The sequence below is a fragment of the Streptomyces sp. HUAS 15-9 genome, from assembly GCF_025642155.1.
Lineage (GTDB): Bacteria > Actinomycetota > Actinomycetes > Streptomycetales > Streptomycetaceae > Streptomyces.
Genome location: NZ_CP106798.1, coordinates 7,009,385 through 7,032,410, shown reverse-complemented (window position 1 = coordinate 7,032,410; position 23,026 = coordinate 7,009,385). Strand labels below are relative to the sequence as shown.

Annotated in this window: 19 protein-coding genes; 8 read left to right on the top strand and 11 right to left on the bottom strand. The window is 71.3% G+C overall.

The window, feature by feature from the left end; translation table 11 throughout:
• Nucleotides 1–66: 66 nt before the first annotated feature.
• On the bottom strand, nt 67–1,158 hold the full coding sequence (gene rsgA, locus N8I87_RS32065; protein WP_263213933.1) for a ribosome small subunit-dependent GTPase A: 1,092 nt from the start codon (nt 1,156–1,158) through the stop codon (nt 67–69).
• A gap of 439 nt (nt 1,159–1,597) precedes the next feature.
• Between rsgA and N8I87_RS32060 the strand changes: the two genes are divergently transcribed.
• The 3 genes from N8I87_RS32060 to N8I87_RS32050 all read left to right on the top strand — a co-directional run bounded on the left by N8I87_RS32060 (nt 1,598) and on the right by N8I87_RS32050 (nt 4,493).
• Nucleotides 1,598–1,801, top strand: a complete 204-nt coding sequence (locus N8I87_RS32060; protein WP_020943502.1) for a cold-shock protein — start codon at nt 1,598–1,600, stop codon at nt 1,799–1,801.
• A gap of 87 nt (nt 1,802–1,888) precedes the next feature.
• Nucleotides 1,889–3,916: a DEAD/DEAH box helicase gene (locus N8I87_RS32055; protein WP_317633510.1), complete on the top strand. Its 2,028-nt coding sequence runs from the start codon at nt 1,889–1,891 to the stop codon at nt 3,914–3,916.
• Entirely contained in the window at nt 3,897–4,493 is a 597-nt protein-coding gene (locus tag N8I87_RS32050) for a Crp/Fnr family transcriptional regulator (protein WP_263213929.1), read from the top strand. Before N8I87_RS32055 ends, N8I87_RS32050 begins: the two co-directional genes overlap by 20 nt.
• Nucleotides 4,494–4,509: 16 nt before the next feature.
• Here the strand turns inward: N8I87_RS32050 and N8I87_RS32045 are convergent, their stop codons facing one another.
• The 6 genes from N8I87_RS32045 to N8I87_RS32020 form a co-directional block, all read right to left on the bottom strand.
• Nucleotides 4,510–4,998, bottom strand: coding sequence for a Pycsar system effector family protein (locus tag N8I87_RS32045; RefSeq protein ID WP_263213927.1), 489 nt, complete (start codon nt 4,996–4,998; stop codon nt 4,510–4,512).
• A gap of 3 nt (nt 4,999–5,001) precedes the next feature.
• Entirely contained in the window at nt 5,002–6,105 is a 1,104-nt protein-coding gene (locus tag N8I87_RS32040) for a hypothetical protein (RefSeq protein WP_263213926.1), read from the bottom strand.
• Nucleotides 6,105–8,060: a dynamin family protein gene (locus N8I87_RS32035; RefSeq protein ID WP_263213925.1), complete on the bottom strand. Its 1,956-nt coding sequence runs from the start codon at nt 8,058–8,060 to the stop codon at nt 6,105–6,107. The genes N8I87_RS32040 and N8I87_RS32035 overlap by 1 nt, the downstream gene beginning before the upstream one ends.
• A 17-nt stretch (nt 8,061–8,077) precedes the next feature.
• On the bottom strand, nt 8,078–9,892 hold the full coding sequence (locus N8I87_RS32030) for a dynamin family protein (protein ID WP_263213924.1): 1,815 nt from the start codon (nt 9,890–9,892) through the stop codon (nt 8,078–8,080).
• A 4-nt stretch (nt 9,893–9,896) separates the two neighbouring features.
• Nucleotides 9,897–11,840 (bottom strand): dynamin family protein, encoded by a 1,944-nt coding sequence (locus N8I87_RS32025; protein ID WP_263213922.1) that lies wholly within the window; start codon nt 11,838–11,840, stop codon nt 9,897–9,899.
• 92 nt (nt 11,841–11,932) lie between these two features.
• Nucleotides 11,933–12,940 carry a LacI family DNA-binding transcriptional regulator gene (locus tag N8I87_RS32020; RefSeq protein WP_263213920.1) on the bottom strand — a complete coding sequence of 336 codons (1,008 nt, stop codon included), beginning with the start codon at nt 12,938–12,940 and terminating at the stop codon, nt 11,933–11,935.
• Between the two features lie 144 nt (nt 12,941–13,084).
• Between N8I87_RS32020 and N8I87_RS32015 the strand changes: the two genes are divergently transcribed.
• Genes N8I87_RS32015 through N8I87_RS32005 form a run of 3 tightly spaced genes read left to right on the top strand, consistent with a single transcriptional unit; the run spans nt 13,085 to nt 15,953 of the window.
• Entirely contained in the window at nt 13,085–13,867 is a 783-nt protein-coding gene (locus N8I87_RS32015; protein ID WP_263213918.1) for an ATP-binding cassette domain-containing protein, read from the top strand.
• Nucleotides 13,864–14,925 (top strand): ABC transporter permease, encoded by a 1,062-nt coding sequence (locus tag N8I87_RS32010; RefSeq protein ID WP_263213916.1) that lies wholly within the window; start codon nt 13,864–13,866, stop codon nt 14,923–14,925. The genes N8I87_RS32015 and N8I87_RS32010 overlap by 4 nt, the downstream gene beginning before the upstream one ends.
• Nucleotides 14,922–15,953 carry an ABC transporter substrate-binding protein gene (locus tag N8I87_RS32005; protein WP_263213914.1) on the top strand — a complete coding sequence of 344 codons (1,032 nt, stop codon included), beginning with the start codon at nt 14,922–14,924 and terminating at the stop codon, nt 15,951–15,953. The genes N8I87_RS32010 and N8I87_RS32005 overlap by 4 nt, the downstream gene beginning before the upstream one ends.
• Nucleotides 15,954–16,040: 87 nt before the next feature.
• Here N8I87_RS32005 and N8I87_RS32000 read toward each other — a convergent pair whose 3' ends face one another.
• From N8I87_RS32000 to N8I87_RS31990, 3 genes are all read right to left on the bottom strand, one after another.
• Nucleotides 16,041–17,531 (bottom strand): cellulose-binding domain-containing protein, encoded by a 1,491-nt coding sequence (locus tag N8I87_RS32000; RefSeq protein ID WP_263213913.1) that lies wholly within the window; start codon nt 17,529–17,531, stop codon nt 16,041–16,043.
• Nucleotides 17,532–17,846: 315 nt separating this feature from the next.
• Nucleotides 17,847–19,178, bottom strand: a complete 1,332-nt coding sequence (locus tag N8I87_RS31995; protein ID WP_263213912.1) for a radical SAM protein — start codon at nt 19,176–19,178, stop codon at nt 17,847–17,849.
• Between the two features lie 58 nt (nt 19,179–19,236).
• A complete protein-coding gene (locus N8I87_RS31990; RefSeq protein WP_263216761.1) occupies nt 19,237–19,851 on the bottom strand; it encodes a pyridoxamine 5'-phosphate oxidase family protein in 615 nt (204 codons plus the stop codon).
• A 259-nt stretch (nt 19,852–20,110) separates the two neighbouring features.
• On the opposite strand from N8I87_RS31990, the gene N8I87_RS31985 reads away from it, so the two are divergent.
• Nucleotides 20,111–20,410: a hypothetical protein gene (locus N8I87_RS31985; RefSeq protein ID WP_263213911.1), complete on the top strand. Its 300-nt coding sequence runs from the start codon at nt 20,111–20,113 to the stop codon at nt 20,408–20,410.
• A 125-nt stretch (nt 20,411–20,535) separates the two neighbouring features.
• Here the strand turns inward: N8I87_RS31985 and N8I87_RS31980 are convergent, their stop codons facing one another.
• A complete protein-coding gene (locus N8I87_RS31980) occupies nt 20,536–21,543 on the bottom strand; it encodes a hydroxyacid dehydrogenase (protein ID WP_263213909.1) in 1,008 nt (335 codons plus the stop codon).
• A 106-nt stretch (nt 21,544–21,649) separates the two neighbouring features.
• Here N8I87_RS31980 and N8I87_RS31975 point away from each other — a divergent pair, with 106 nt between their 5' ends.
• Nucleotides 21,650–22,894, top strand: a complete 1,245-nt coding sequence (locus tag N8I87_RS31975) for an FAD-binding protein (protein WP_263213908.1) — start codon at nt 21,650–21,652, stop codon at nt 22,892–22,894.
• Nucleotides 22,895–23,026: the final 132 nt, after the last annotated feature.

The following is a 23,026-nucleotide window of genomic DNA, read 5'->3' as shown; positions in this document are numbered from 1 at the left end:
GGCCCGTCGGGCGACGGCCGCACTGTCACCGGCACTGTCACCGTCACCGTCACCGTCACCGGGTGTCTACCGCCGGCGCCCCCGCTTCAGCTCCATCGCCGCCTTCCCCTCCGCCCCCTTCCGCTTCCAGTCGCGCCGCAGCTCCGCACGGACCCGCGCATCGGTCTTGGCCACGATCCACTGGTTCTCCCGCATGAGCTTGTGGTAGCTCTCCAGCCGCCGCTGCGGCAGTTCCCCGGCGTCGACGGCGGCCAGCACCGCGCACCCCGGCTCCGACTCATGGGCGCAGTCGTGGAACCGGCAGCGCTGTGCCAGCTCCTCGATCTCGGAGAAGACCTGCCCGACCCCGCTCCCGGCGTCCCAGAGCCCGACGCCCCGCAGCCCGGGGGTGTCGATCAGCACACCTCCGCCGGGCAGGGCGAGCAGATTGCGTGTGGTGGTCGTGTGCCGCCCCTTGCCGTCCATGTCCCGGATGGCCCGGACGTCCATCACGTCCTGTCCGACCAGCGCGTTGGCGAGGGTCGACTTGCCCGCGCCGGACTGCCCGAGCAGCACGGAGGTACCCCCGGCGGCGAGTGCCACGAGGACGTCGAGCCGCTCGCCGTACAGAGCGCTGACGGTCAGCACCGGCACACCGGGCGCGGTCGTCTCCACGTCCTGGACGAGGTACGACAGGGCCACCGCGTCCGGCACGAGGTCGGCCTTGGTGAGCACGACCACGGGCTGCGCCCCCGACTCCCAGGCCAGGGCCAGGAACCGTTCGATGCGGCCGAGGTCGAGTTCGACGGCGAGCGACACGGCGACGATCGCGTGGTCGACGTTGGCGGCGAGGATCTGCCCCTCGGACCGCTTGGAGGAGGTGGAGCGCACGAAGGCGGTACGGCGCGGCAGACACGTCCGTACATAGCGCGGGTTGCCGCCGGGCTCGACGGCGACCCAGTCACCGGTGCACACGACCCGCAGGGGGTCGTGCGGGGTGACGAAGGCGGTGTCCGCCCGTACGACACCGCCTGCGGTGACGACGTCGCACTGCCCGCGGTCGACGCGGACGACCCGCCCGGGCAGCAGTCCTTCGGAGTCGTACGGGGCGAACTGCTGCGCCCATGCCTCGTCCCAGCCGTAGGGAGCGAGAGCGGAGAAAGCGTTGCTGAAAGTCAAGGGAAACCCTTCACAAGGGCGGCCCCGGCTCCGCGCGAGTGTGCGCCGAGAGAAAGGTCAGCCGGAGGCCACGGAGGTGGAGTGGATGATCTTCTGGTTGCGGGCAGCGCCCATCACAGAGACAGCCATCGGTCACACCTCCCGTTCCTCACCCGGCCGACGGCGGCGGCCAGCGGCCGCCGTGCGAATCAGCCCTCACCCTAGAGCGGCACGCACCCGAGTGCCACCGATTTCCGACCCGGCGCCGACCTGGCGTCCTCGCGCCCCGGCGCACGCCTTGATGTTCCCGCGCGGGCCGATGAGCTGTGCTACGGTTTTCGCGTTGCAGTTGTGGTACCCATGAACCTATGTGCGCCTGACGGGAATGTTTATCCATCGGGCGCATTATTTGTTTTCCGGCATCTCCGGATGGGGCCTCTGCCTACAGAAGGAGAAAGTCATGGCACAGGGAACCGTGAAGTGGTTCAACTCTGAAAAGGGTTTCGGCTTCATCGCGCAGGACGGCGGCGGCCCCGACGTCTTCGCCCACTACTCGAACATCGCGACGCAGGGCTTCCGTGAGCTCCAGGAGGGCCAGCGGGTCTCCTTCGACGTCACGCAGGGCCAGAAGGGCCCGCAGGCGGAGAACATCGTCCCCGCCTGATCGCCGGACGCGTATCCGCTCACCGGGGTCCGCACCGTCATGGTGCGGACCCCGGTTTGTGCTGTTTCCAGGAAGGCAGAGAACCGCATGTCCCGCAGGCCCCAGAAGTCGAACCGGCGCGCCTCGTCACCCCCACCGTCCGCGTCGTCGCCAAGGGAATTCCGGCTGCCGGAAAGCACGACACCCGCGCTTCCCGCCGTCGAGGACTTCGCCGGTCTGGACATGCCCGCGGGGCTGCTGAAGACCCTCACCGCGCAAGGCGTCACCACCCCCTTCCCCATCCAGGCCGCCACGCTGCCCAATTCGCTCGCCGGCCGTGACCTGCTGGGGCGGGGACGCACCGGCTCCGGCAAGACCCTCGCGTTCGGGCTGGCGCTGCTGGCCCGCACAGCCGGACTGCGCGCGCAGCCCAAGGCACCCCTCGCCCTCGTGCTGGTGCCCACCCGGGAACTCGCCCAGCAGGTGGCGGACGCGCTGACCCCCTACGCGACGGCGGTGAACCTCCGGCTGGCCACCGTGGTCGGCGGACTGTCCATCACCAGGCAGGCCAATGCGCTCCGGCGCGGCGCCGAGGTGGTCGTGGCGACTCCCGGCAGACTCAACGACCTCGTGGAACAAGGGGACTGCGTACTCGACAGCGTACGCATCACGGTGCTGGACGAAGCCGACCAGATGACCGACATGGGTTTCCTGCCGCAGATCACCAGGCTGATCCAGCAAGTACGGCCCGACGGACAGCGCCTGCTCTTCTCGGCCACCCTCGACGCCAATATCGACCGCCTGGTGCAGCGGTTCCTGACCGACCCCGTGGTGCACTCCGTGGACCCGTCCGCGGGGGCGGTGACCACCATGGAGCACCATGTGCTCCACGTCCTGGACGAGACCGACAAGAAGGCCGTCACCACGCGCATCGCGGCCCGTGACGGCCGGGTCATCCTCTTCCTCGACACCAAGAGGTCCGCCGACCGGCTCGCCAAGCGGCTCCTGTCCGTCGGTGTCCGCGCGGCGGCACTGCACGGAGGCCGCTCCCAGCCGCAGCGGACCCGAACCCTGGAACAGTTCAAGAACGGCCAGGTCACCACACTGGTGGCGACGAACGTCGCGGCCCGGGGCATACACATCGACGACCTCGACCTCGTCGTCAACGTCGATCCCCCCAACGACCACAAGGACTACCTCCACCGGGGCGGCCGCACGGCCCGCGCCGGCGGCTCGGGCAGCGTGGTCACGCTGGTCCTGCCCGACCAGAAGCAGGACGTCACCCGGCTCATGTCGGACGCGGGTATCCGCCCCCGAACGGCCCGCGTCAGGTCGGGCGACCCGGAACTGGTCACCCTCACCGGCGCCCGCGAGCCTTCGGGCGTGCCCGTCACCATCGAGGTCCCCCAGCCGACGACACCGACGACGTCCCGCCCGGACCGGAAGACGGGCGGCACCGAGCGCGGCAGGCGGTCCGGCCGCCGACGCCGAAGCGGCGACGGGCCCGGGGCGACGACAGGTGCGGCCACCAGGAGTGACACCTCCGCAAGCAGCGGCCGCGGCTCTGCCCTCCGTGCGGGAACGGCCGGGGCCAAGGGGGCCAAGGGTGGTGCCGTCGGCGCGGGCGGGCGCGGTGCCGACCGCCGTGGCGCGGCCGGTGCGGCGACCGGCACCGCATCCGGCAAGGACGCCCGCGGATCCCGCCGACGAGCGGCGGCCGCATGCGAGCCACGGGTGGCGCTGCCGGCAGCGGCGGCCGTGCCTCCGGCGGCCGTGGCTCCGACCGCCGAGGCGGCCGCCGCACGTCGGCCACCTAGCGCGGCATCAGGCGCCACGTACCCCGGTACCACATCATGTGCGGGGCAAGCGGCCCCGACCGAAAAGTCACACCAAAACACCCAACTTCTGGGCGCAGCACGGAAGTCGGGGACACAATGCGTGACAGGCGGCATCTTGGCCAAAAACGAACGGCGATGCGAAGGGCCCAGTCATGACATCAACCGCTGCGCGCACCGGGCCCGCTCCGCGGCCGGTGGAAAGCCGCTGGCCGGAGGCCAGCCTGCTGGGTGGACTCTGCGGGGAGACGCGCAACCAGCTGATCGGACTCGGGCGGCCGGTGCGCTTCGAGGGCGGTGAACGACTGCTGCGCGAGGGCGAGTACGGCTCGCACGTCTTCCTGCTGCTGAGCGGCTGGTTCAAGGTGCTGGCCACGACGGAGGACGACCGGGAGGCGCTGATGGCGGTCCGGGCCGGTGGTGACATCGTCGGCGAACTGGCCTGCTTCGACGCGCAGCCACGCGTTGCCACGGTCGTGGCGGCCGGAGCGGGGACGGCGAAGACGATCACCCGGCAGGAGTTCCTCGCGGCTCTCGCGCGGCACGACGACGCCGCCCAGGCGGTGATGCGCGCGGTGGCGGGCAAGCTGCGCTGGGCAACCCGGAGGAGACAGGAGTTCGGGGGTTGTCCGGTGAGCACCCGGGTGGCCCGGGTACTGGGTGAGCTGACCCGGGTGTACGGCCGGGCCTGCGAGGCCGGGGTCTCGATCGGGGTGTCGCTCACCCAACCGGAGCTGGCGGCGCTGGTCGGGGCCTCCGAACCGAGCGTCCACCGGGTGTTACGCATGCTGCGCGAGCACCGGATCATCGAGACCGGGTACCGGCGGATCCTGGTCCGGGACGTCCCCGAACTCAGCCGGATCGCCGGTACGGACTGAGCCGCCGCGCCGCTCCTCACGTCGCCCCGGCCAGCACCAGCCATACGGCCGCCGCCACGACCATCCCGGCGACCCAGTAGACCGCGCGGGCCGTGTAGCGGTTCTTGAGCGAGGCGATCCGCGCGATGGCGTCCGCCGTCGCCCAGGCCTGGGCCGCAAGCCGATCGCCGCCCACACCGGCGTGGTCGGCGACGTCCAGTGAGAACCGGTTCGGTGCCGAGTGCCGCCCCGTGCGCGGGCGGATCACCTGGACCAGCAGGTATCCCGACACGGTGAAGCCGAGCAGATACGCCAGGGTGGCGAGCCAGAAGAGCACGGCCACCGGCTCGGTCGGCACCGGGGCACCGATCGAGCCGACCTTGGTGGCGACGACGGCCGCGAGACCGACGTGCACGGTGACCATCGTTCCGGCCTTGGCGTCGGCCTGTTGGGTGACCTGCTGGAATGAGGCCATCGCGGCGACCGCCGCCGCCAACTCCTCCGCTGCCGAGGTGTGTTCGGCCATGACTCAGTGCCCGCCGTGGTGGAAGTGGTCGAGGTGGTGGAAGTGGTCGCCAGGATCGTGGTGATGCGGATCCGGGCCATGGTGAGGGTGCTGACCGCCAGGGTGATGCGGGTCCGGATGGCGCGGATCCGGGTGATGCGGATCCGGGTGATGCGGATCCGGGTGATGCGGGTCGTCGTGGTACGCGTCGTGGTGATACGGGTCCGGGTGATGCGGATCCGGGTGATGCGGATCCGGGTGATGCGGGTCGTCGTGGTACGCGTCGTGGTGATACGGGTCCGTATGCGCGTCATCCGCGTGGTGGGCGCCGTACGGACCCGTGTGGTCCGGTCCGTCGAAGTCGTCGTCCCGGCAGCCCGTACCGGCACCGGACTCCGGCAGCGCCCACTCCCGCAGCGTCCGGGTGTGCGAGACCACGGTGGCCGCGAGGTGCGCGGCGGCCAGCGCCGGGACCACGAACTCCCGCATGGCCGCGCGCCCCGGCGAGTGCCCCCAGATCACCGGCTCCTGACTGGTGTCCCTGGCGGGCGCGGACCTCGGTACGTACAGCCAGGCGTCGGTGGCGAAGTCCTTCTTCTCGGTGACCACTTCGGACCGCCGGAAGTCGGCGGCGGGCAGCCCGTGGGACTGCTGCACGATCACGTCCCGGTAGAGCTCGCTCGACACGGCGAGGGCCAGGTCGCTGTCCTCGTTGCCTTCCAGTGCGCCGCGCAGCCCGTCGGAGTCCACCAGGCGGCTGACCAGCACCACGCAGTCGCCCAGATAGCCGCTGTCGGCACGGGATATGGACCCCTGCCCGAGCGCCGCCCGCATCCTCATCCGGCCGAAGGCCCCGGGCGCCCGGTTCGCCTCGTACAGGCCGTCCCGGAGCCCGAGGATCAGTGCCGGGACGGCCCGTACGAGGTCGGTGCGGGCCGGGAAGACCACCAACCGTCCGTCGCCCTGCAGTTGCTGCTGCGTGCGGACCCGCATGACCCGGGCGCGGCGCAGCGCGTGCTCGACGACGAGGCGGAGCCTGACCTGTGCGTCGGCCTGTTCGGTGTAGCCGTGGCGGCTGTACTGGCGCAGGTCCACGGCCATGCACAGACGCCTGCGGTAACGGGCCATCAGAGCAACGCCAGTTCGTCGGCCAGGTCGCCGAGGTCGTCACCGGCTTTGCGGAGCAGTGCGTCCAGCCGGTTCAGTTCGGCGCGGCGTTCCTCGACGGCCTCCTCGCCCTGCTGACGCGCCTCCCGTGCCGACTCCACGCTGCGGGTCAGTTCACCGGTCCGGGCGGAGAGCCCCGAGGTCACGTCACGGGCGATGGGTTCCATCGTCGTGGTGGCGAATGCCTGGGCCGCCTCGCGGGCCTGCTTGGGCGCGGCCAGCCTGATCTGGGTGGCCATCTCGCGGCCGACCGCCTCCCGCATCCTGTTCTCCAGCCGGCCGCCGGCCTCCTTGCTCTTGATGAATCCATGGACGAGCAGGCTGCCGATCAGGGTCGGGATTCCGAACGGGGTGAACATCCAGGCCATGGCGATCGCCAGCGTGATCGGCAGGGTGCGCAGCGCCTCCTTGGCTCCGAACCGGGCACCGACCATGCCGCCCGCGACTCCGCCGAGGACGAAGCCGGCCGCCCCCGAAAGGAACCTGGTGAGCGGCTGTTCCTCCTCGCGCTCCCCGGCGCGCCCGGCGTCCCGTACCCCGGTGAGGCTGATCCGCAGCTCGTCCAGGCGGGCCTCGAAGGAGTTCAGCTGAGCGTTCATCCGCTCGGCGAGCTTCTCCAGGTCCTGGTGGATCACCGGCTCCAGCGAACCGCTCACCCAGTCCGCCACCTTCTGCTCGATGAGCCTGGCGGTGCCTGCGGCGATCTCCTGGGTGACCTGTTCGGCCCGCTCCGGAACCTTCAGCGGATTCATGCCGATCCTGGTCGTCAGGGGGACCTCAGCCGCGATCGCCGGAGCCTCGTCCGCCACGGACGCGAGGTAGCCGCCGAGCAGGGCTTCCACCCGGTCCTGGAGCATCCGGGTCTGGTTGCGGATGTCCAGCGAGATCTGCCGGGCCTGTACCTCCAGGTCGCGCAGCGGCTGCTGGGCGGCTTCCCAGCGTCGTTCCAGGTCGGCGGACTTCGTGTCGAGCAGGGCGAGTTCGTGCGGGATGTTGCGGTCGAGCTCGCGCGCGAGGCCGCGCAGGGCACGGGCCGGAGCAAGCAGCTTGACCTTGTGACGGTCCGTCACCAGATAGCGTTCCAGGGCGTGTTCCAGGTCGGCCACACCGGAGTTCTGGTAGCCGGTGGCGTCGCCTGCGATCCGGGCGCGCAAAGCGGTCTTGGCGTCGACGAAGTGGAAGCGGTTCTCGTCCCGGTCCTCGCCGCGCAGTCCGACGATGCGCTGGCGCGCCCCGGCGACCACGTCGTCCCGCTCGGTGTCCTCGATGGCGTCGAAGTAGGTGAAGACGAAGAAGGGGTCGTGTGCGTCCAGGTAGGACGTGAGGAACTGCGACTCGCTGATGCTCATGGGGGCGATCGCGTGCTGGAGGAAGATCACCGCGTCGGCCTTGCGCAGGTGGGTGAGGGTGATCTCGTCGCGGTTGGCGTGCTCGTTGAGGCCGGGTGAGTCGATGAGCACCACGTTGTGGCGGCACAGCTCCAGTGGCCAGATGACCTCGGCCCTGACGAAGGGGTTGCGCTGGTCGCGTTCCTTGCTGTTGACGGTGATCAGGGAGATGAGGTCCTCGGGGTGGACGGTCTCGGGTTCCGCGGCGTCCTCCCGCCACAGCCGGGCGGCCGGGGGGTCGCCGAACTTGACCTCGGTGATGACGGCGGTGGCGGGCGTCGCCTTGACCGGCAGCACCTGGGCGCCCAGGAGGGCGTTGACGAAGGTGGACTTGCCGCGGTTGAAGTCGCCGACCACCATCACGTGGAAGGCATCGCTGTCCATCCGTTCGAGCAGCGCGGTCACAACGGATTCCGCCCCGCTGTTGCCGATCTGCCCGGCGATGCTCCCGAGTTGCCGGCAGACCTCCATGAGCCGCAGGCGCTGGGCGTCCGCGGCGCCGTAACCCACGGCTTCCGTGGTGGTCATGGTCGTCACTCTCTCCTTCATTTCTGCAGTTCGGCCCGGATACGTGCGGTCAGGGCGGCCGCGGGACGGGCCAGTGCCGACCAGTCGACGCCGGACCCGGGCGGGGCTTCGAGCGCGGCTCGTCTGGCGTCGTGCCAGACCGCGCGGGACTCGCGCAGCTGGTCGAACACGTCGGTGTAGAGGTCCGCGAGCAGGTCGACGGCCTGCCGCAGGAAGGCCGCCGTGCTGTCGTCGACCACGCGGACGAGTACGGCGTCGACCTCGTTGCGCTGCTGTTCGGTCGCGGACCGGATGGCACCCTCGGCCAGCAGGCCGCCGATCAGGCTGAATCCCGCGCCGTAGATCATCGGTATCGGCGCCGAACGGGCCAGCGCGATGAAGTAGCCGACGATGGCGCCGCCCTGGGCGCCGAGCCGGGTCGCGAGGCGAGTCCTGGACAGGTCGGAGATCTCGCCGGTGAGCTGTGGTTCCACGGCGGGTCCGAGCCAGGCCGGGACGGGAGTCGGCGAGGCACCCGGCAGTTGCCCGGCGACCTCTGTGTCGAGCCACTCGGTGTCGGCGGTCAGACCGGGCAGGGCGGTGCGTTCGGACCGCTGGGCGAGCAGGGACAGCTCGTGCCGCAGCCGGAAGGGCAGGTCCCGCTTCCACCAGTCACCGGGGTCCTGGGCGCGTTCCAGTTCCCAGCGCAGCCGCTCGATGAGACCGTCACGGTCCTGCTGGATCTGTTCGCGCAGCCGGGCGGTGAGGGCCAGTTGACGTCCTGTCAGGTCGATGCGGAGCTGCTCCCACCGCTGTTCCTCCTTCTCCAGCAGTGTCGTTGCCTGCGCGGCCCGCTCGTCGGCCTCGGCCTGGGACAGCCCGTCGGCCGCGATGGCCTCGGCGGCGATCGCGGTCATCGCCTCGCAGTGGTCGGCGACCTGGGCGGCGATGCGCCGGTCACGCCACAGCGCCCGGCCGCTGCCCCGGGCGAACTCCTCGACGAGCGAGCGCAGGGCCGCGAGCTCCGGCTCTCCGCCGCCGGGCTCCGGGGCCGGCAGCACGGCAAGGGTGCCGGGCAGGTCCTCGAGACGCTGCTTGAGGTGTCGTACGGTCTCCTCGCGGTCCTCGGGCGCGAGCAGGTCCAGCATGGTCACCACGACGGCGGTGAACGGGACGTGGCGGCACAGCACCTCCTCCTGGAGGAGGCGGTGTTCGGTGCTGCTCATGGGAGACACGGCGGAGACGACGAACAGGACGGCGTCGCTGGCCGCGGCCGTGCGGCGCACCTGTTCGAACTGTTCCTCGCTGCCGGAGTTGGCACCCGGCAGGTCCACGAGCTCGATGCCCAGCTCGGTCAGCCAGGTGTCGGCCACGGCGGCGACCACGGCGGGCTCGGGCGGTGCCGGCTCGGACTGCGCTCCGTGCGGCGGCCTCTTGGTGGGCAGGGTGCCGATGAGACCGTCCCAGGGGTCCTCGGCGTCGAGAGCGCGCACTTCGTCGTGCCCGTCCGGCCAGGTGAGCCGCAGCGACTCCACCTGGGCCGCCCGGACCGTCACCGGGGCACGAGTGACCGGGCGCGGTCCCGTCGGCAGCAGGTCGCGGCCGATCAACCGGTTGATCAGGGTGGACTTGCCCCGGTTGAACTCGCCCACCACCGCAATCCGGAAGAACTGCCTGCCGCGTTCGGCGGCCAGGGCTTCCAGGGCCGTGCCGATGCGGTCCAGCCCGTAGTCCCCGGCCAGTTGACGGGCCTCGCGCAGCCAGCCGGGAGCGGCGGCGGTGACGTCGGCGATGTGGGTGGTGGTGGGCACGGGCGGCGGGGTGCCGGCGACGGGCGGGGAACCGTTGTCCATGGGGTCACTGCTCCTCGGGGTCGGGGACGGTGCGGGCGGCCTCGCCACGCAGTGCGGCGACCTTTTCGCGGCGGCGTCCGGCGCCGTCGGCGGCCTCCTCCATGGCGGCGATGCCGGCGGCGAGTTCGGCGCGCCGCCGGTCGTTCTCGGCAGTGAGGCGGGTGATCTCCGCGCCCCACTCGTCTTCGTACTGCCGGCGAAGGGCGGCGATGCTGTCGGTGACGCCCGCGCGGACGCGCAGCAGGGAGTCGCCGACGAGGGTGCCGATCTCCTCGTGCGCGGCGGCGATGATCGGGCGGGCCCGCTCCAGGAACTGCTCGCGGGCCGCGTCATTGCCGCGTTTGCCGATGAGCGCGCCGAGCGCGCCACCGATGACGGTGCCGATGCCGGGGGCGATCAGGCTGCCGGCCAGGGCTCCGGCCATAGCCCCGCCGCCGGTGCGCCAGTTGTCGCTGGCGCTCAGCTGGGTGCCGATCGCGGTCAGCGTCTCGTCGACGTCGGAGAGGTCGGGGGCGGGCAGGTCGGTCGTCCGCACCGCGGGTGCCTCGGGCGCGGCCCAGACCTCACCGGCCAGCCCGGCCAGGGCGCTGTACTCGGTGGTGAAGTCGCGCGCCAGTTCCTCGGCTCCGGAGGTCAGCAGTTCGCCGGCCCGGTCCGCCGCGGTCCGCACAGCCCGCTCGGCCTCCTCCCGTAAGTGGAGCCGGACGATACGGGAGACGTTTCCGGTTGCCTCGGACATGTTGCCGATCTTGTCTCCGGCGACGGCGTCGGCCACCTTCGTCTCGAGCGCCGCCCGGGACGCCGCCGGGATGCCTGCCGAGGCGGCGTGGCTCAGCTCGCTTCCGGCCCGGTCCAGGGTGCGCTGGGCCCAGGTGTCCAGAAAGGCCGGGAGGTCCGGCAGGGACAGGGCGGCCAACCCGCGCTCCGTGCGGCTGAGTTCGGCACGCTGGGACTCCGTGGACTCCTCCACCGCCGTGAGCAGTTCCGAGAGCAGCCCGAGTACCGTGGCCGCGATGGCGAACTGCCGTCGCTCGGCGGCCAGTTCCGCGATCCGTGCCTCGACGGCGAGGAACCTCGCCAGATGCCCTTCCGTGTCGGGCGCACGGCCACCGGTCGTGGTGATCTCCCTCAGCGCCTGCCCCGGTGCACAGGGCAGCAGCACCGGATCGCCGATCCCCAGTTCCTTCAGCCGGTTCTCGACGACCTCGACGACCTCGGCCCGTTCGTCCTCGTCGAGCAGGTCGACCTTGGTGAGCACGAAGGCGCAGCGGTCCTGGTGGTCCAGCAGCGGTCCGCTCAGGAAGTCCACCAGCGTCATCGACATCGCGGCGACGGCGGGCACCACGACCAGCGCCAGGTCCGCCTGCCGTGCGGCGGCCACGGCCAGCTCCCGATGCCCCCGTTCGGTCACGCTGAACCCCGGTGTGTCGAGCACCGCCGTACCGCCGCCCAGCAGGTGGACGGGCGACAGTACCTCCAACTCCCGTACCTGCTCGGCCAATTCGGTCGTCAGCACCCGCTCGAGGGCATTCTCCAGATCACCCGGCCGGGACGTATGACGCAGCCCCGTCCACCGGGCGAACGCGGCGGACGGCCACGTCAGCACATCGTCGTCGGCGGTACGGAGCACCACGCCCTCGGCGCCGTCCCGGTGGCGCAGCACGGTCGTGGTGTGCGTGGTCACCCGGGCCGAGGAGGGCAGCAGTCGGCGCTGCAGAAAGGCGTTGAGCAGGGTGCTCTTGCCGCTGGACGCCTCGCCGAACACCGCGACCCTCAACTCCGGGTCCGCGGCGCGCGCTTCGACCGCGCGCAGACGATGACGCAGCGTGCTCCGGCGCTCGGCCGGGAGCCTGAGACCGTCGAGCAGGCCGCGGATCCACCGCAGGTGCCCGGCGACCGCCGAGTCCCACCGTTCCCCCGCGCCATCCACCACCAGCTGTTTCGTCACCTCGCCAGCGTAGAAACGACTGCCGGGTCAACTTCTCATCAGACGATGGGATCGGCGCGATATGCCGGAAGCTTGCGCCGATCAGCACTTGATCAACGGCGGTACGGCCCCGGGATCTCCCCCGACCCCCGCGGAATCAGCCGGGTGGGCATGACGACGGTCCGCGTCGGGGAGTCGTCCCCGTGGATGCGGGCGAACAGCAGATGCGCGGCGTTCGTCGCGAGCGCGACCGGGTCCTGGGCGATGACGGTGACCGGCGGGGTCAGCCGCGCGGCCAGGGCGAAGTCGTCGAAGCCGATGAACGCGATGCCCGGTGGCAGGACGGCCAGCGCCCCGAACGCGACGATGTCATTGCTGACCAGGACAGCCGTGGGCGGCTCCGGCACGGAGAGGATCTCGGTGACGGCCTTGGCGGCGTCCGGGCCCGACCTCAGTCCGTGCCGGACGATCGCCGGATCGGCGTCGATGTCCGAGGCCTCCAGCGCCGCCAGATAGCCCCGGTGGCGTTCGCCCACGGTCCAGATCTCCCGCTTGTCGCCGAGGTAGGCGATACGGCGGTGGCCGTGCGCGATCAGATGCCGGACGGCCTCCTTCACCGCGCCGAAGTTGTCCACCACGACGGCGTCCGCCTCCAGGCCCGGCGCGGCCCGGTCCACGCAGACGATCTTGGTGCCGCGTGCCTGGGCAGAGCGCAGAAAGCGGTGGCTGCCCGCGACCGGGGTGAGGATCAGCCCGTCCACGCGGCGCGCGGTGAAGGCAGCGATGACCTCCCGTTCCCGGCGGGGGTCGTCGTGGCTGGAGCCGATGAGCACCGTGCTGCCGCGCTGCCGGGCCACGTCCTCGGCGGCGGACGCGACCGCGGCCATGAAGGGGTCGGCGACGTTGTCGACCATCAGCCCGATGGTCTGGCTCGGCCGGCCGGCGCGGCGCAACTGCCGTGCCACGTCGTCGCGTTGGTAGCCGAGCCGACGGACGGCAGCCTCCACCCGGGCGGCGGTGCGCGGAGCGACCGACGCGTCACCGTTGACGACCCGGGACACCGTCATGGCGCTGACGCCCGCCGCCGCGGCTACGTCTTTCATCGTGGGACGGCTGGCCACGCCGCGTCCTCCCGCCACAATCCCGTTCGTACCCGACCCTTGACGCCCACCCACGGGCCTCCCAGAATCGACGGACTGTTAACGATACCAACCAGGGGGCACAACATGGCCTCTGCAAGGGAACCACTTCTCACGGCACATGGTGTGGTCAAGCGTTTCGGCCATGTCCAGGCGCTCCAGGGCGCCGATTTCACGGCATATCCCGGCGAGGTCGTCGCCCTGATCGGTGACAACGGTGCCGGCAAGTCCACTCTGGTGAACGTCCTGTCGGGCGTGCTCACCCCCGATGACGGTGAGATACGGCTGGACGGCGAGCCGGTCCGGTTCGCCGGTCCGATGGACGCGCAGCGCCTCGGGGTGGAGACCGTCTACCAGGATCTGTCGCTGGCGCCCGATCTGGACGCGGCGGCCAATCTCTACCTCGGCAGGGAGCTCCTGCGCGGGGGCCTGCTGGGGCGTATCGGTGTGCTCGACCGGCCCGCGATGCGGCGGGAGGCGGTCAGGGCGTTCGCGGAACTCGGCGTCGAACTGAAGGACGTCACGGCCGCCGTGACAACGTTGTCCGGTGGGCAGCGGCAGTCCGTCGCGGTGGCCCGTGCGGTCGCGTTCGCCAACAAGGTCATCTTCATGGACGAGCCGACGGCCGCACTGGGTGTCGTACAGCGCGCCCGTGTCCTGGACACCGTCCGCAGGGTCGCGGACCGCGGCATCTGTACCGTGCTGATCAGCCACAACATGCCCGAGGTGCTGTCGGTGGCGGACCGGGTCGAGGTGCTGCGACTGGGCCGCCGGGTCGCCTCGTTCACGGCGGCCGACACCACCATCGAGGAACTCGTCGGGGCCATGACCGGATCGCTGGACGGCCCCGCGCAGCAGAACGCGGCTCTCGGCTCGGCCGGTGCGGCGGAATCGGAGGACGCACGATGACCGCCGACAGCAAGGAAGTCCAGCAGACCGCTCGGGTGGCGGACCCGCCCCGGTCCGCGGGCGGAGGAATCGCGGTACCGGCATGGCTGAGGCGGGCGGCCGGCGTCAGCGAACTGTGGACCTTCGTGATCCTGGTGGCGCTGGTCGCGTTCTTCACCGTCGCCGCGCCCGGCAAGTTCTTCACCACCTACGACCTCACCCAGATCGCCGTCAACGCGGCCATCTATCTGGTCCTCGGCGTCGGCATGACGTACGTGATCATCACCGCGGGCATCGATCTGTCGATCGGCTCGGTGCTGGTCCTGGCCGCGGTGGCGGCGGGCAAGTACAACATCAGCCACGGCGGGGCCACCTCCGGCTGGGGCACGGTCGCCGTCTGTGTCGTCATCGCCCTTGCCGTGGGCACCGCTTGGGGCGCGCTGCAGGGAGCCGTGGTGGCGACCGGGAAGGTGCCCCCGCTGATCGTGACGCTCGGCGGTCTGGGCGCGGCGCTGGGGCTGGCCGAACTCGCCACCGGTGGACAGGATCCGGCCGGTGCGGCCTCCAACCATCTGCAGAACAGCCTGGGTTTCGGCAAGGTGCTCGGTATCCCGTGGCTGGTGGTCCTCGCCGCGGTGGTCACCGCGGTGTTCGGCGCGGTGCTGGGCGGCACGAGGTTCGGCGGCCACACCCTCGCGATCGGCTCCAATCCGACGGCCGTACGGCGTGCGGGCATTTCGGTGGGCCGGCATCTGATCAAGGTGTACGGGCTGATGGGACTGCTGGCCGGACTGGGCGCGGTGATGTGGCTGGCCTCGTACGGCACGACGTCCATCGCCGGGCACTCCACCGACAACCTGAAGGTGATCACCGCGGTGGTCCTCGGCGGCACCAGCCTGTTCGGCGGGCGCGGATCGGTGCTGGGCACCGTGATCGGCGTCTTCATCCCCGCCGTGCTCACCACTGGACTCATCGTCATCGGCGTCCAGCAGTACTGGCAGGACGTCGCGGTGGGCGTCGTGCTGGTCGCGGCCGTCTACATCGACCAGATGCGCAGGAAGAGCCGGGAGCGCTCATGACCAAGGAGGACACCGTTATGTCGAGTATGCCGAGCATGCGCAACAGGCGCAGGGTGCTGGTCGCCGTGGGCGCCGTACTGGTCCTGACAGGCGCCGCCGCGTGCGGTTCGTCGGACAGCGGCGGGGGTTCGGGGTCGGCGGGAGGCGCCGCCCACAAGAAGGTCAGGCTGATCACGGGCGTGAAGAGCGACCCGTTCTACATCACCATGACCTGTGCCGCGCAGGCCGAGGCCAGGGCCAAGGGCATGGACTTCGGTGCCGACGGCTCCGCGCAGTGGGACGTGTCGGTCCAGCGTCCGCTGCTCGACTCGGTGGCGGCGTCCCGGCCCGACGGGCTGCTGATCTCCCCGGTCGACACCAACGCGCTGACGCCGTCGCTCAAGCAGATCCAGTCGTCCGGGACCAAGGTCGCGCTCGTGGACACCACGGTCACCGACTCCTCGATCGGCATCACCCGTATCTCGTCCGACAACGAGAAGGGCGGACGGGTGGCGGCCGACGCGCTCGCCAAGCTGATGAACGAGAAGGGCTCGGTCATCGTCATCAGCGTCAAGCCGGGTGTCTCCACCACGGACGCCCGGATCAAGGGCTTCACCGAGGAGATGGCCAAGTACCCGGACATCAAGGTGCTGCCGACCCTCTACGACAACGACCTGCCGGCCACCGCGGCCTCGCAGATCCAGTCGACGCTGGCGGCCCATCCCGACCTGGGAGGCGCCTTCGCGGGCAACACCAACACCGGCACGGGCATTGCCACCGGCCTCAAGCAGGCCGGCAAACAGGGCAAGGTGAAGGTCGCCGCGTTCGACGCCGAGCCCGACGAGGTCGAGGCGCTCAAGGCGGGCACTCTGCAGGTTCTGGTCGCCCAGGATCCCGCGGCGATCGGCAGGCAGGCGGTCGATCAGCTCGCCGCGGCCTTCGAGGGCAAGAAGGTCGAGAAGTCGGTCGGCACCAACATGGTCGCCATCACCAAGGCGAACATGAACGACCCGGCGGTCAGCAAGTACTTCTACAAGTCGAGTTGCTGACGGGCGGACAAGGCGAGCTGCCGACCCCCGCACGGCCCACCGGTGACCCCGCACCGCGCGCGGGATCCCCGGTGGGCCGCGGGCGTCTCAACCGTGGGTGCAGGCGCTGCCGTTCAGCCTGAATCCGTACGGCGCGGAGTTCTTGCCGCTCCAGGAGCCGACGAAGCCGAAGGACAGGGTGCCGTGTGCGGCGACCGACTTGTTGTAGTCGGCGGCGGTGGCGGTGACCCGGGAGCCGTTCTGGCTGACGGTGGCGTCCCACATCTGGCCGACCTGCTGGCCGTCGCGGAACGACCAGGAGACGCGCCAGCCACCGAGGGCCTCGGCGGTGGTCACGGTGACGGTGGCCTGGAAGCCGTTGTTCCACTCGTTCACCTGGTCGTACTCGACCCGGCAGCCGGGCCCCGCGGTGGTGGAGGCGTGGTGGGACGGCTCGGTGCTCTCGGAGGCGGACGAGGAGGAGCCCTGGGGTTCCGGGTCGGGGTTCTTGTGGCCGGACTTGGCCGCCGTCCGGCTCGCGGAGGGGCTGGTGGCGGCGGACGCCGACGGGAGCGGGTCGGTGGACGGCAGGGAGGGGTCGAGGTCGGAGACCGGCTCACGGTCGTCGTGGGCGGCCGCGACGTCGTCGCCCGAGCCGCCGAACGGCATCATCGACACGCCGAGCGCGAGGACCGACAGCAGCACGGCGGTGGCCAGCAGGCCGTTGCGCAGGACGCGGCTGCGCCCCGCCCCCTCCTTCGGGTCGCCGTTGTCCGGGTCCGCCGCCCTCGCGGGGCCGCCCGCGCCCAGTCGTACCTCGGCGGCCCGGCGGCGCCGCTCCAGATAGGCGAGGCCGCCCCAGCCGATCACTCCGCCGGCCAGCGCCGCGGGCAGTCCGCCGCCGTGCAGACGCAGACAGGCGGCGGCCTCCGCGCACTGCACACAGGTGGCGAGGTGCCGGGAGAGGTCCTCGGGGGTGTCGGCGGCGGGCGAGCGGGTGACCGCGTCGAGCAGCCGGGCGTAGCTGCGGCACTGCGCGGTCATCGGTGTGTCGAGGTGCGCGCGATGGCAGCGGTCCCGGAACAGGCCGCGCACCTGGTCGAGTTCCTGGGCCGCGGCGGCCGGGTCGAGGCCCAGGCGGCGGGCCACGGCGGGCAGCGGCAGCGCCTCCACCTCGGCCAGCCACAGCAGCGACGCGTCGGCCTCCTGCATGTCCCTGAGGCCCCGCAGGGCGACCGGGCGCTGCAGCGGCGGGCCGGTGTAGCGGGTGGCGTTGTCGGAGTTGAGCCACAGCCGCAGGTCGGGGTCGAGCTTGTGACCGACGCCGTCGGCCTCCCAGCCGGCCGCCGTCGTGCGTACGGCGGTGAGCAGCAGCGGGATCATCGGCAGCCGGGGCGCGGTGCGGCGGCCCGCGGCGCGCACGGGTGCGGACTGGGCCGCGCGGGCCTCGCGCAGGCCGAGCGCGAACGCCTCGGTGGCCAGCTGGTTGGCCGCGATGGAGCCGGACGTGCACAGGTCCGCGTAGGAGAGCACCGCGTCCCAGCACTCGGAGAACAGCGCGGCCTCGGTGGCGTCCTGGGGGGTCGGCAGGTCGGGCATGGGTCTCCTGCATCCACGAGCGAGGTCAACTCGCCATATTGGCAATGGAGTCGGGGGGAACCTCGCGGCAGAGCAAGAGCTTTTCACGTCTCCGACACAACTGACAAGCGGCCTGTTCAGATCCGGTGACCGTCCGTCGCGCGACCGGTTTCACTCCGTCACGCAACACCCGCTCACCGTCATTGAGTTGACCGCAGGGCCGTAGTCTCCACCCGGTACGGCGACCGCGCATCGAGGTCGCGGACACCGTACAGGGCGAAGGCCACCGAGCGCCGCCCCCTGCCGAATTCGACTTCCGCGACGCCTCCTCCGGGGTCACACCTGCGCCGACTCCTCCGCCGTGTCCACCGCCGGGAGGCTGTCCATGAAGGAGCTCACCGAGAAGACCGCGCGGCCGGGGCCGGGCAGGCCGTAGCCGGGGGGCGAGGAGAGCCCGAAGTCCTCCATGGTCTGGCGGTAGGCCTGGAGCAGCCGGATGTGGTACTCCAGCGGGGCGCCCTGCGGGTTGGCCTTGCCGAGCGGGGTGGTCGGCTCCGGGCACCAGGTGGTGAAGCGGGGCGTGATGCCGTGCGACATGAAGAATCGCAGGCCCTCGGTGGTGGAGGCGATCGCCTCGTCGACGGTGGTGAAGCCGAACGGCTCGGCCATCTCCACGCCGGCCACGAAGTTGGGGATGACGTTGCGCGCGCCGAAGATCTCGGCCGAGTCCAGGATCCGCTTGTGCCACTCGTCGCGGCCGACGTAGCGCTCCTTGCCCGGGCAGTACAGCTCGAACAGCCGCCGGTCCCACACCTCGTAGTTGGGGTGGTAGATCTGCACGCCGTAGTCCTTGAACCGCTGCACGTCGTCACGCGGCAGCGCCTGCGCGACGACCTTGCCGATCCAGCGCCCGGGGAACCGCTCCTCGATGGCCTTGGCGTAGTGCCCGTAGAAGTCGGCCTCGTCGCGCCCGGCGACGGTCTTGGTGATCGCGCCGCCGGTCAGCGTGTAGGCGGTGGACGCCTTCGCGGTGTCGTACCGGTCGATGATCTCGAGCGCCTCCAGGACCTCCTCCACGTCCTTGACCCCGGTGTACGGCCGCCCGGCCGCCTTGTGCTGGCGCCAGTTGTGGTTGATGTCGCAGTACTGGCACTCCTCCTTGGCGCCGAAGTACTGGCAGACCCGGAAGACGGTGAGGTAGATCAGGTAGCCCCACTGGATGGTCGGGGCGACCTCCATCACGGACTTCCCGTTGGCGAGCTTGTGCCGGTAGTACTCCGGCATCGGCGGGACACCGACGTCGGCGATCCGTTTGCCGTCGAGGTAGAGCCCCAGGAGCCCCTCGTCGTCGGCGGCGACGCGGTACGGCGAGGTCGGGTTCACCCGCACCGACACGACGGTGCGCCGCAGGTCGTACGGCCCACCGGTGAGGATGATCTCCTCCGGGGGCCGCCTGAGCGCGGCCTCGCCCAGTTCCGGCAGGGTGCCGTGGTCGAAGGAGAAGATGAAGTACGACTTCGGCTTGACCTCGCCGCTCTCGTTGTCGGAGAGGGCCGACGCGTCGAAGGCGACCCCGCCCCGGAGCAGGTCCTCCTTGAAGACGGCTTCCCGCGGAACATGCGGGAACCTCTCCATCAGATCCTCGACCAGCGCGGTGCGGCTGCCCATCCCGTATCTCCTCCCGGCTCAGGCGTTCGGCTCCTCACGGTATGCCCCCACCCGTGGGTCAGCCGTGCCGGGTCCCCTCGCGCCGCGCCACGTGTTCTGGTACGGCGATGTCCGGGGGCAGCGCCGGATCGGCCACCCGGGCTCCCCAGACCGAGGTCAGGGGGAGGGTTCCGGCCCACAGGCCGAGCTCGGCGTCGGGTCCGTCGCCGTCGTCGGGCGGGCCGGTGCGGATCTTGACGGAGGCCTGTTCGAGGGAGAGGGCGAGCAGGGTGGTGGCGGCGAGTTCCCGGCGGTTCGGCCGCCGTGCGTACGACCACTGCCCCGGCATCGCGTGCTCGGTGAGCCGGGCGAGGCCCGCGAGCTTCTCCTCGGGGTCGGTGACCTGGCGGGCCTCGCCGTGGATCACGGCGCTGCGGTAGTCGACCCCGTGCTCGAAGACGGACCGGGCGAGGACCAGGCCGTCGACATGGGTGACGGTGACGCACACGGGCGCACCTCCCGCGAGACTGCGGCTGGCCACGGAGCCGTGCACATACAGCTCCCGCTCGTCACGCCCGTACACGGTCGGCACGACCAGCGGCCGCCCCTCGACGACCACACCGAGGTGACAGACGAAACCGGCATCCAGGATCGCGTTCAGCTCGCCCCGGTCCTGGCTGTCCTGCTCGCGCAGGCGACGATGGGGGTCCCCCCTGCTCGAGCGGAGTCGAGAGCTTGGGGGAGGGTGAGGTCGGTCGTCGGCAGGAGGGCGGGCAGTGAATCGGAGGCCATGCGCTAACGCTATCGATATCGCGGCACCTTGACCAGATAATTGCCGATCACGGCAGTATATGCCGCCCTGTACAACGAAATCCGCAGCCACCCGGGGTGCTCTTGGGGACGTGGACGGCGGTGAGGGAGAGGTGGACATCGTGGGCCATGGGGATGTCGTCGTGGCCGCGGACGCAGCCGAGGTGGGCGATGCGGTGGTGGCCGACCGACGGGAGGTGGCCGGTGAGGGCGCAGGCCCCGCCCTCACCGTGGTGGTCGACGACGGTGGCGGGCATGCCGGGGCCGAGCGGTGGCCGGCCCACCGGGACCAGCCGCGAGCCCGCGCGGTGCAGACCGTGCGCGACGCGGGTCGTGCAGCCCCGGTAGTGCTCGTCCTCCCAGCCCCGCCCACCACGGCGACCGCGTCGGCGCACGGCCCTCGGCTGCGGCCTGTTTCTCCGGGGCACGGGCGTGGGCATTGACCACGTGGTCCAGCTCGCGCTTCGCCGTCAGGACCCTGGAACCGATGGCCGCGGCGACCGGACAGCGCCGCCAAGGACCCGTGAGACAGTCGACGCGGAGCCTCCCGCCCGCTACGGCGCGCCGCTCACGCCACCCGTTCCAGAACCGTGGGGTCGACCGCGTGCCGCAGAGCCTCGCCGGACAGCAGCCGGCCCGCTTCCTCTACGACGGTGAGGCCGAGGCGGGCCGGCTCATTGCCCTGGGAACCCGCGAGGTGCGGGGTGATGAAGGCGTTGGGCAGGTCGAAGAGGGGTGAGTCGGGGGGCAGGGGCTCGGGGTCGGTGACGTCCAGGACGGCGGTCAGGCGTCCGGCGCGCAGTTCGGCGATGAGGGCGTCGTGGTCGACCAGGGAGCCGCGGGCGGTGTTGACGAGGACCGATCCGGTGGGAATCAGGGACAGTTCACGGGCGCCCAGGAGGTGCCGGGTCTCCGGGGTCTCCGGGGCGTGCACGGTGACGGTGTCCACGGTGCGCAGGAGGTCGTCGAGCGGCAGCAGGGGGACACCCAGCCGGGCGGCCTCTGCCTCGTCGATGTACGGGTCGGCGACGCTCACCCGCAGGTCGTACGGGCGCAGCAGTTCGATCAGGCGGCGGCCGATGCGGGAGGCGCCCACGATGCCCACGCGGCGGCCGTAGTTGCCGATGCCGGGGACGATGTCGCCGTAGGGGAAGGCACGCCGGGTGCGGAGCTCGTCGCGGAAGGCGAAGACGCCCTTCCCGGAGAGCAGGATCATCGCGAGGGTGTACTCGGCGACGGGCAGCGCGTTGGCCGCGGCCGCCGAGGAGACCGCGATGCCGCGCCGCCACACCTCGGGCGTGGTGAAGCCCTTGACCGAGCCGGCCGCGTGCAGCACCGCGCGCAGCCGCGGGGCCGCGTCCAGGGCCGCCGCGTCCAGGCGGGGGCAGCCCCAGCCGGTGACGAGGACCTCGGTGCGGGCGAGCGCCTCCCGCAGCCGTGGGTCGGTGAAGTCCTCGGCCACCGCGGTGGGATCGATTTCCACGCACTCACGCAGTCGCGCGAGCACCTCCGGCGGAAAGACGTGCGGCACGTTCTCGGCCTTCATGGCGAACATGGCCTGGAGACGCTCGGGCAAGGAAGGGCCCTTCCGGCTCGGTGACGCACCGACAGCAACCGTTCTCTACGGTAGGTCGGGGCAGATGAGAGGGTCAATGGACGCACTCACCGGGAGGACGACAGGGATGACGCAGACGGTCACCAACTGGGCGCGCAACATCACCTACACGGCCGGTGAGCTGCACCGGCCCGGCTCGCTCGACGCGCTCAGGGCCCTGGTGGGCGGGAGCTCAAGGGTGCGAGTGCTGGGCAGCGGCCATTCCTTCAACGAGATCGCCGACCCGGGCCCCGACGGCGTCCTGCTGTCGATCGCCGGTCTGCGGGAGGTGCTCGACGTGGACACCGAGGCCCGTACGGTACGCGTCTCGGGCGGCGTCCGGTACGCGGAACTGGCCCGCACGGTCCACGCACACGGCCTCGCCCTGCCCAACATGGCCTCCCTGCCGCACATCTCGGTGGCCGGCTCGGTGGCGACCGGCACGCACGGTTCGGGGGTCGGCAACGGCCCGCTCGCGGCGGCCGTACGCGAGGTGGAGCTGGTCACGGCGGACGGCTCGCCGGTGTCGATCGCGCGGGGGCAGGAGGGCTTCGACGGGGCCGTGACCTCGCTGGGCGCGCTGGGCGTGGTGACGGCGCTCATCCTCGACCTGGAGCCGGCGTACGAGGTCGAGCAGCATGTCTTCACCGAACTGCCGCTCGCCGGGCTGGACTTCGAGACGGTGGCGGCGTCGGCGTACAGCGTGAGTCTGTTCACCGACTGGCGCAAGCCGGGTTTCCGGCAGGTGTGGCTCAAGCGGCGCACCGACCAGCCGCCCGCACACTTCCCGTGGGCCGCGCCCGCGACCGAGGCGCTGCACCCGGTGCCGGGGATGCCCGCGGTCAACTGCACCGAGCAGTTGGGGGTGCCGGGGCCGTGGCACGAGCGGCTGCCGCACTTCCGGGCCGAGTTCACGCCGAGCAGCGGTGACGAGCTCCAGTCGGAGTATCTGCTGCCGCGGTCGGCCGCCGTCGACGCCCTGAACGCGCTCGACGCCGTACGCGAGGCAGTCTCTCCCGTGCTGCAGACCTGCGAAGTGCGTACGGTCGCCGCCGACCCGCAGTGGCTCGGCCCGGCCCACGGTCGTGACTCGGTCGCCCTGCACTTCACCTGGATCGCGGACACGGCGGCGGTGCTCCCGGTCGTCCGCCGGGTGGAGGAGGCCCTGGACGTCTTCGATCCGCGCCCGCACTGGGGCAAGGTGTTCACCGTCCCGGCCACGGTGGTGCGTGGGCGCTACCCCCGCATGGCCGACTTCCGGGCCCTGGCCCAAGCCCTCGACCCCGGTGGCAAGTTCGCCAACTCCTTCGTACGGGACGCCCTGGGCGACTGACTTCGGGATGCCCCGGGTGGCCGACTTCATAAACCCCCTTTCCTAACCCCTTGTCGAAATTCCTCCGCAGCCCATAGCCTTGCGCCGCGCCGGTGCCGATGTGCCCGGCCCGGCCTGGACGGGATGGGAGGG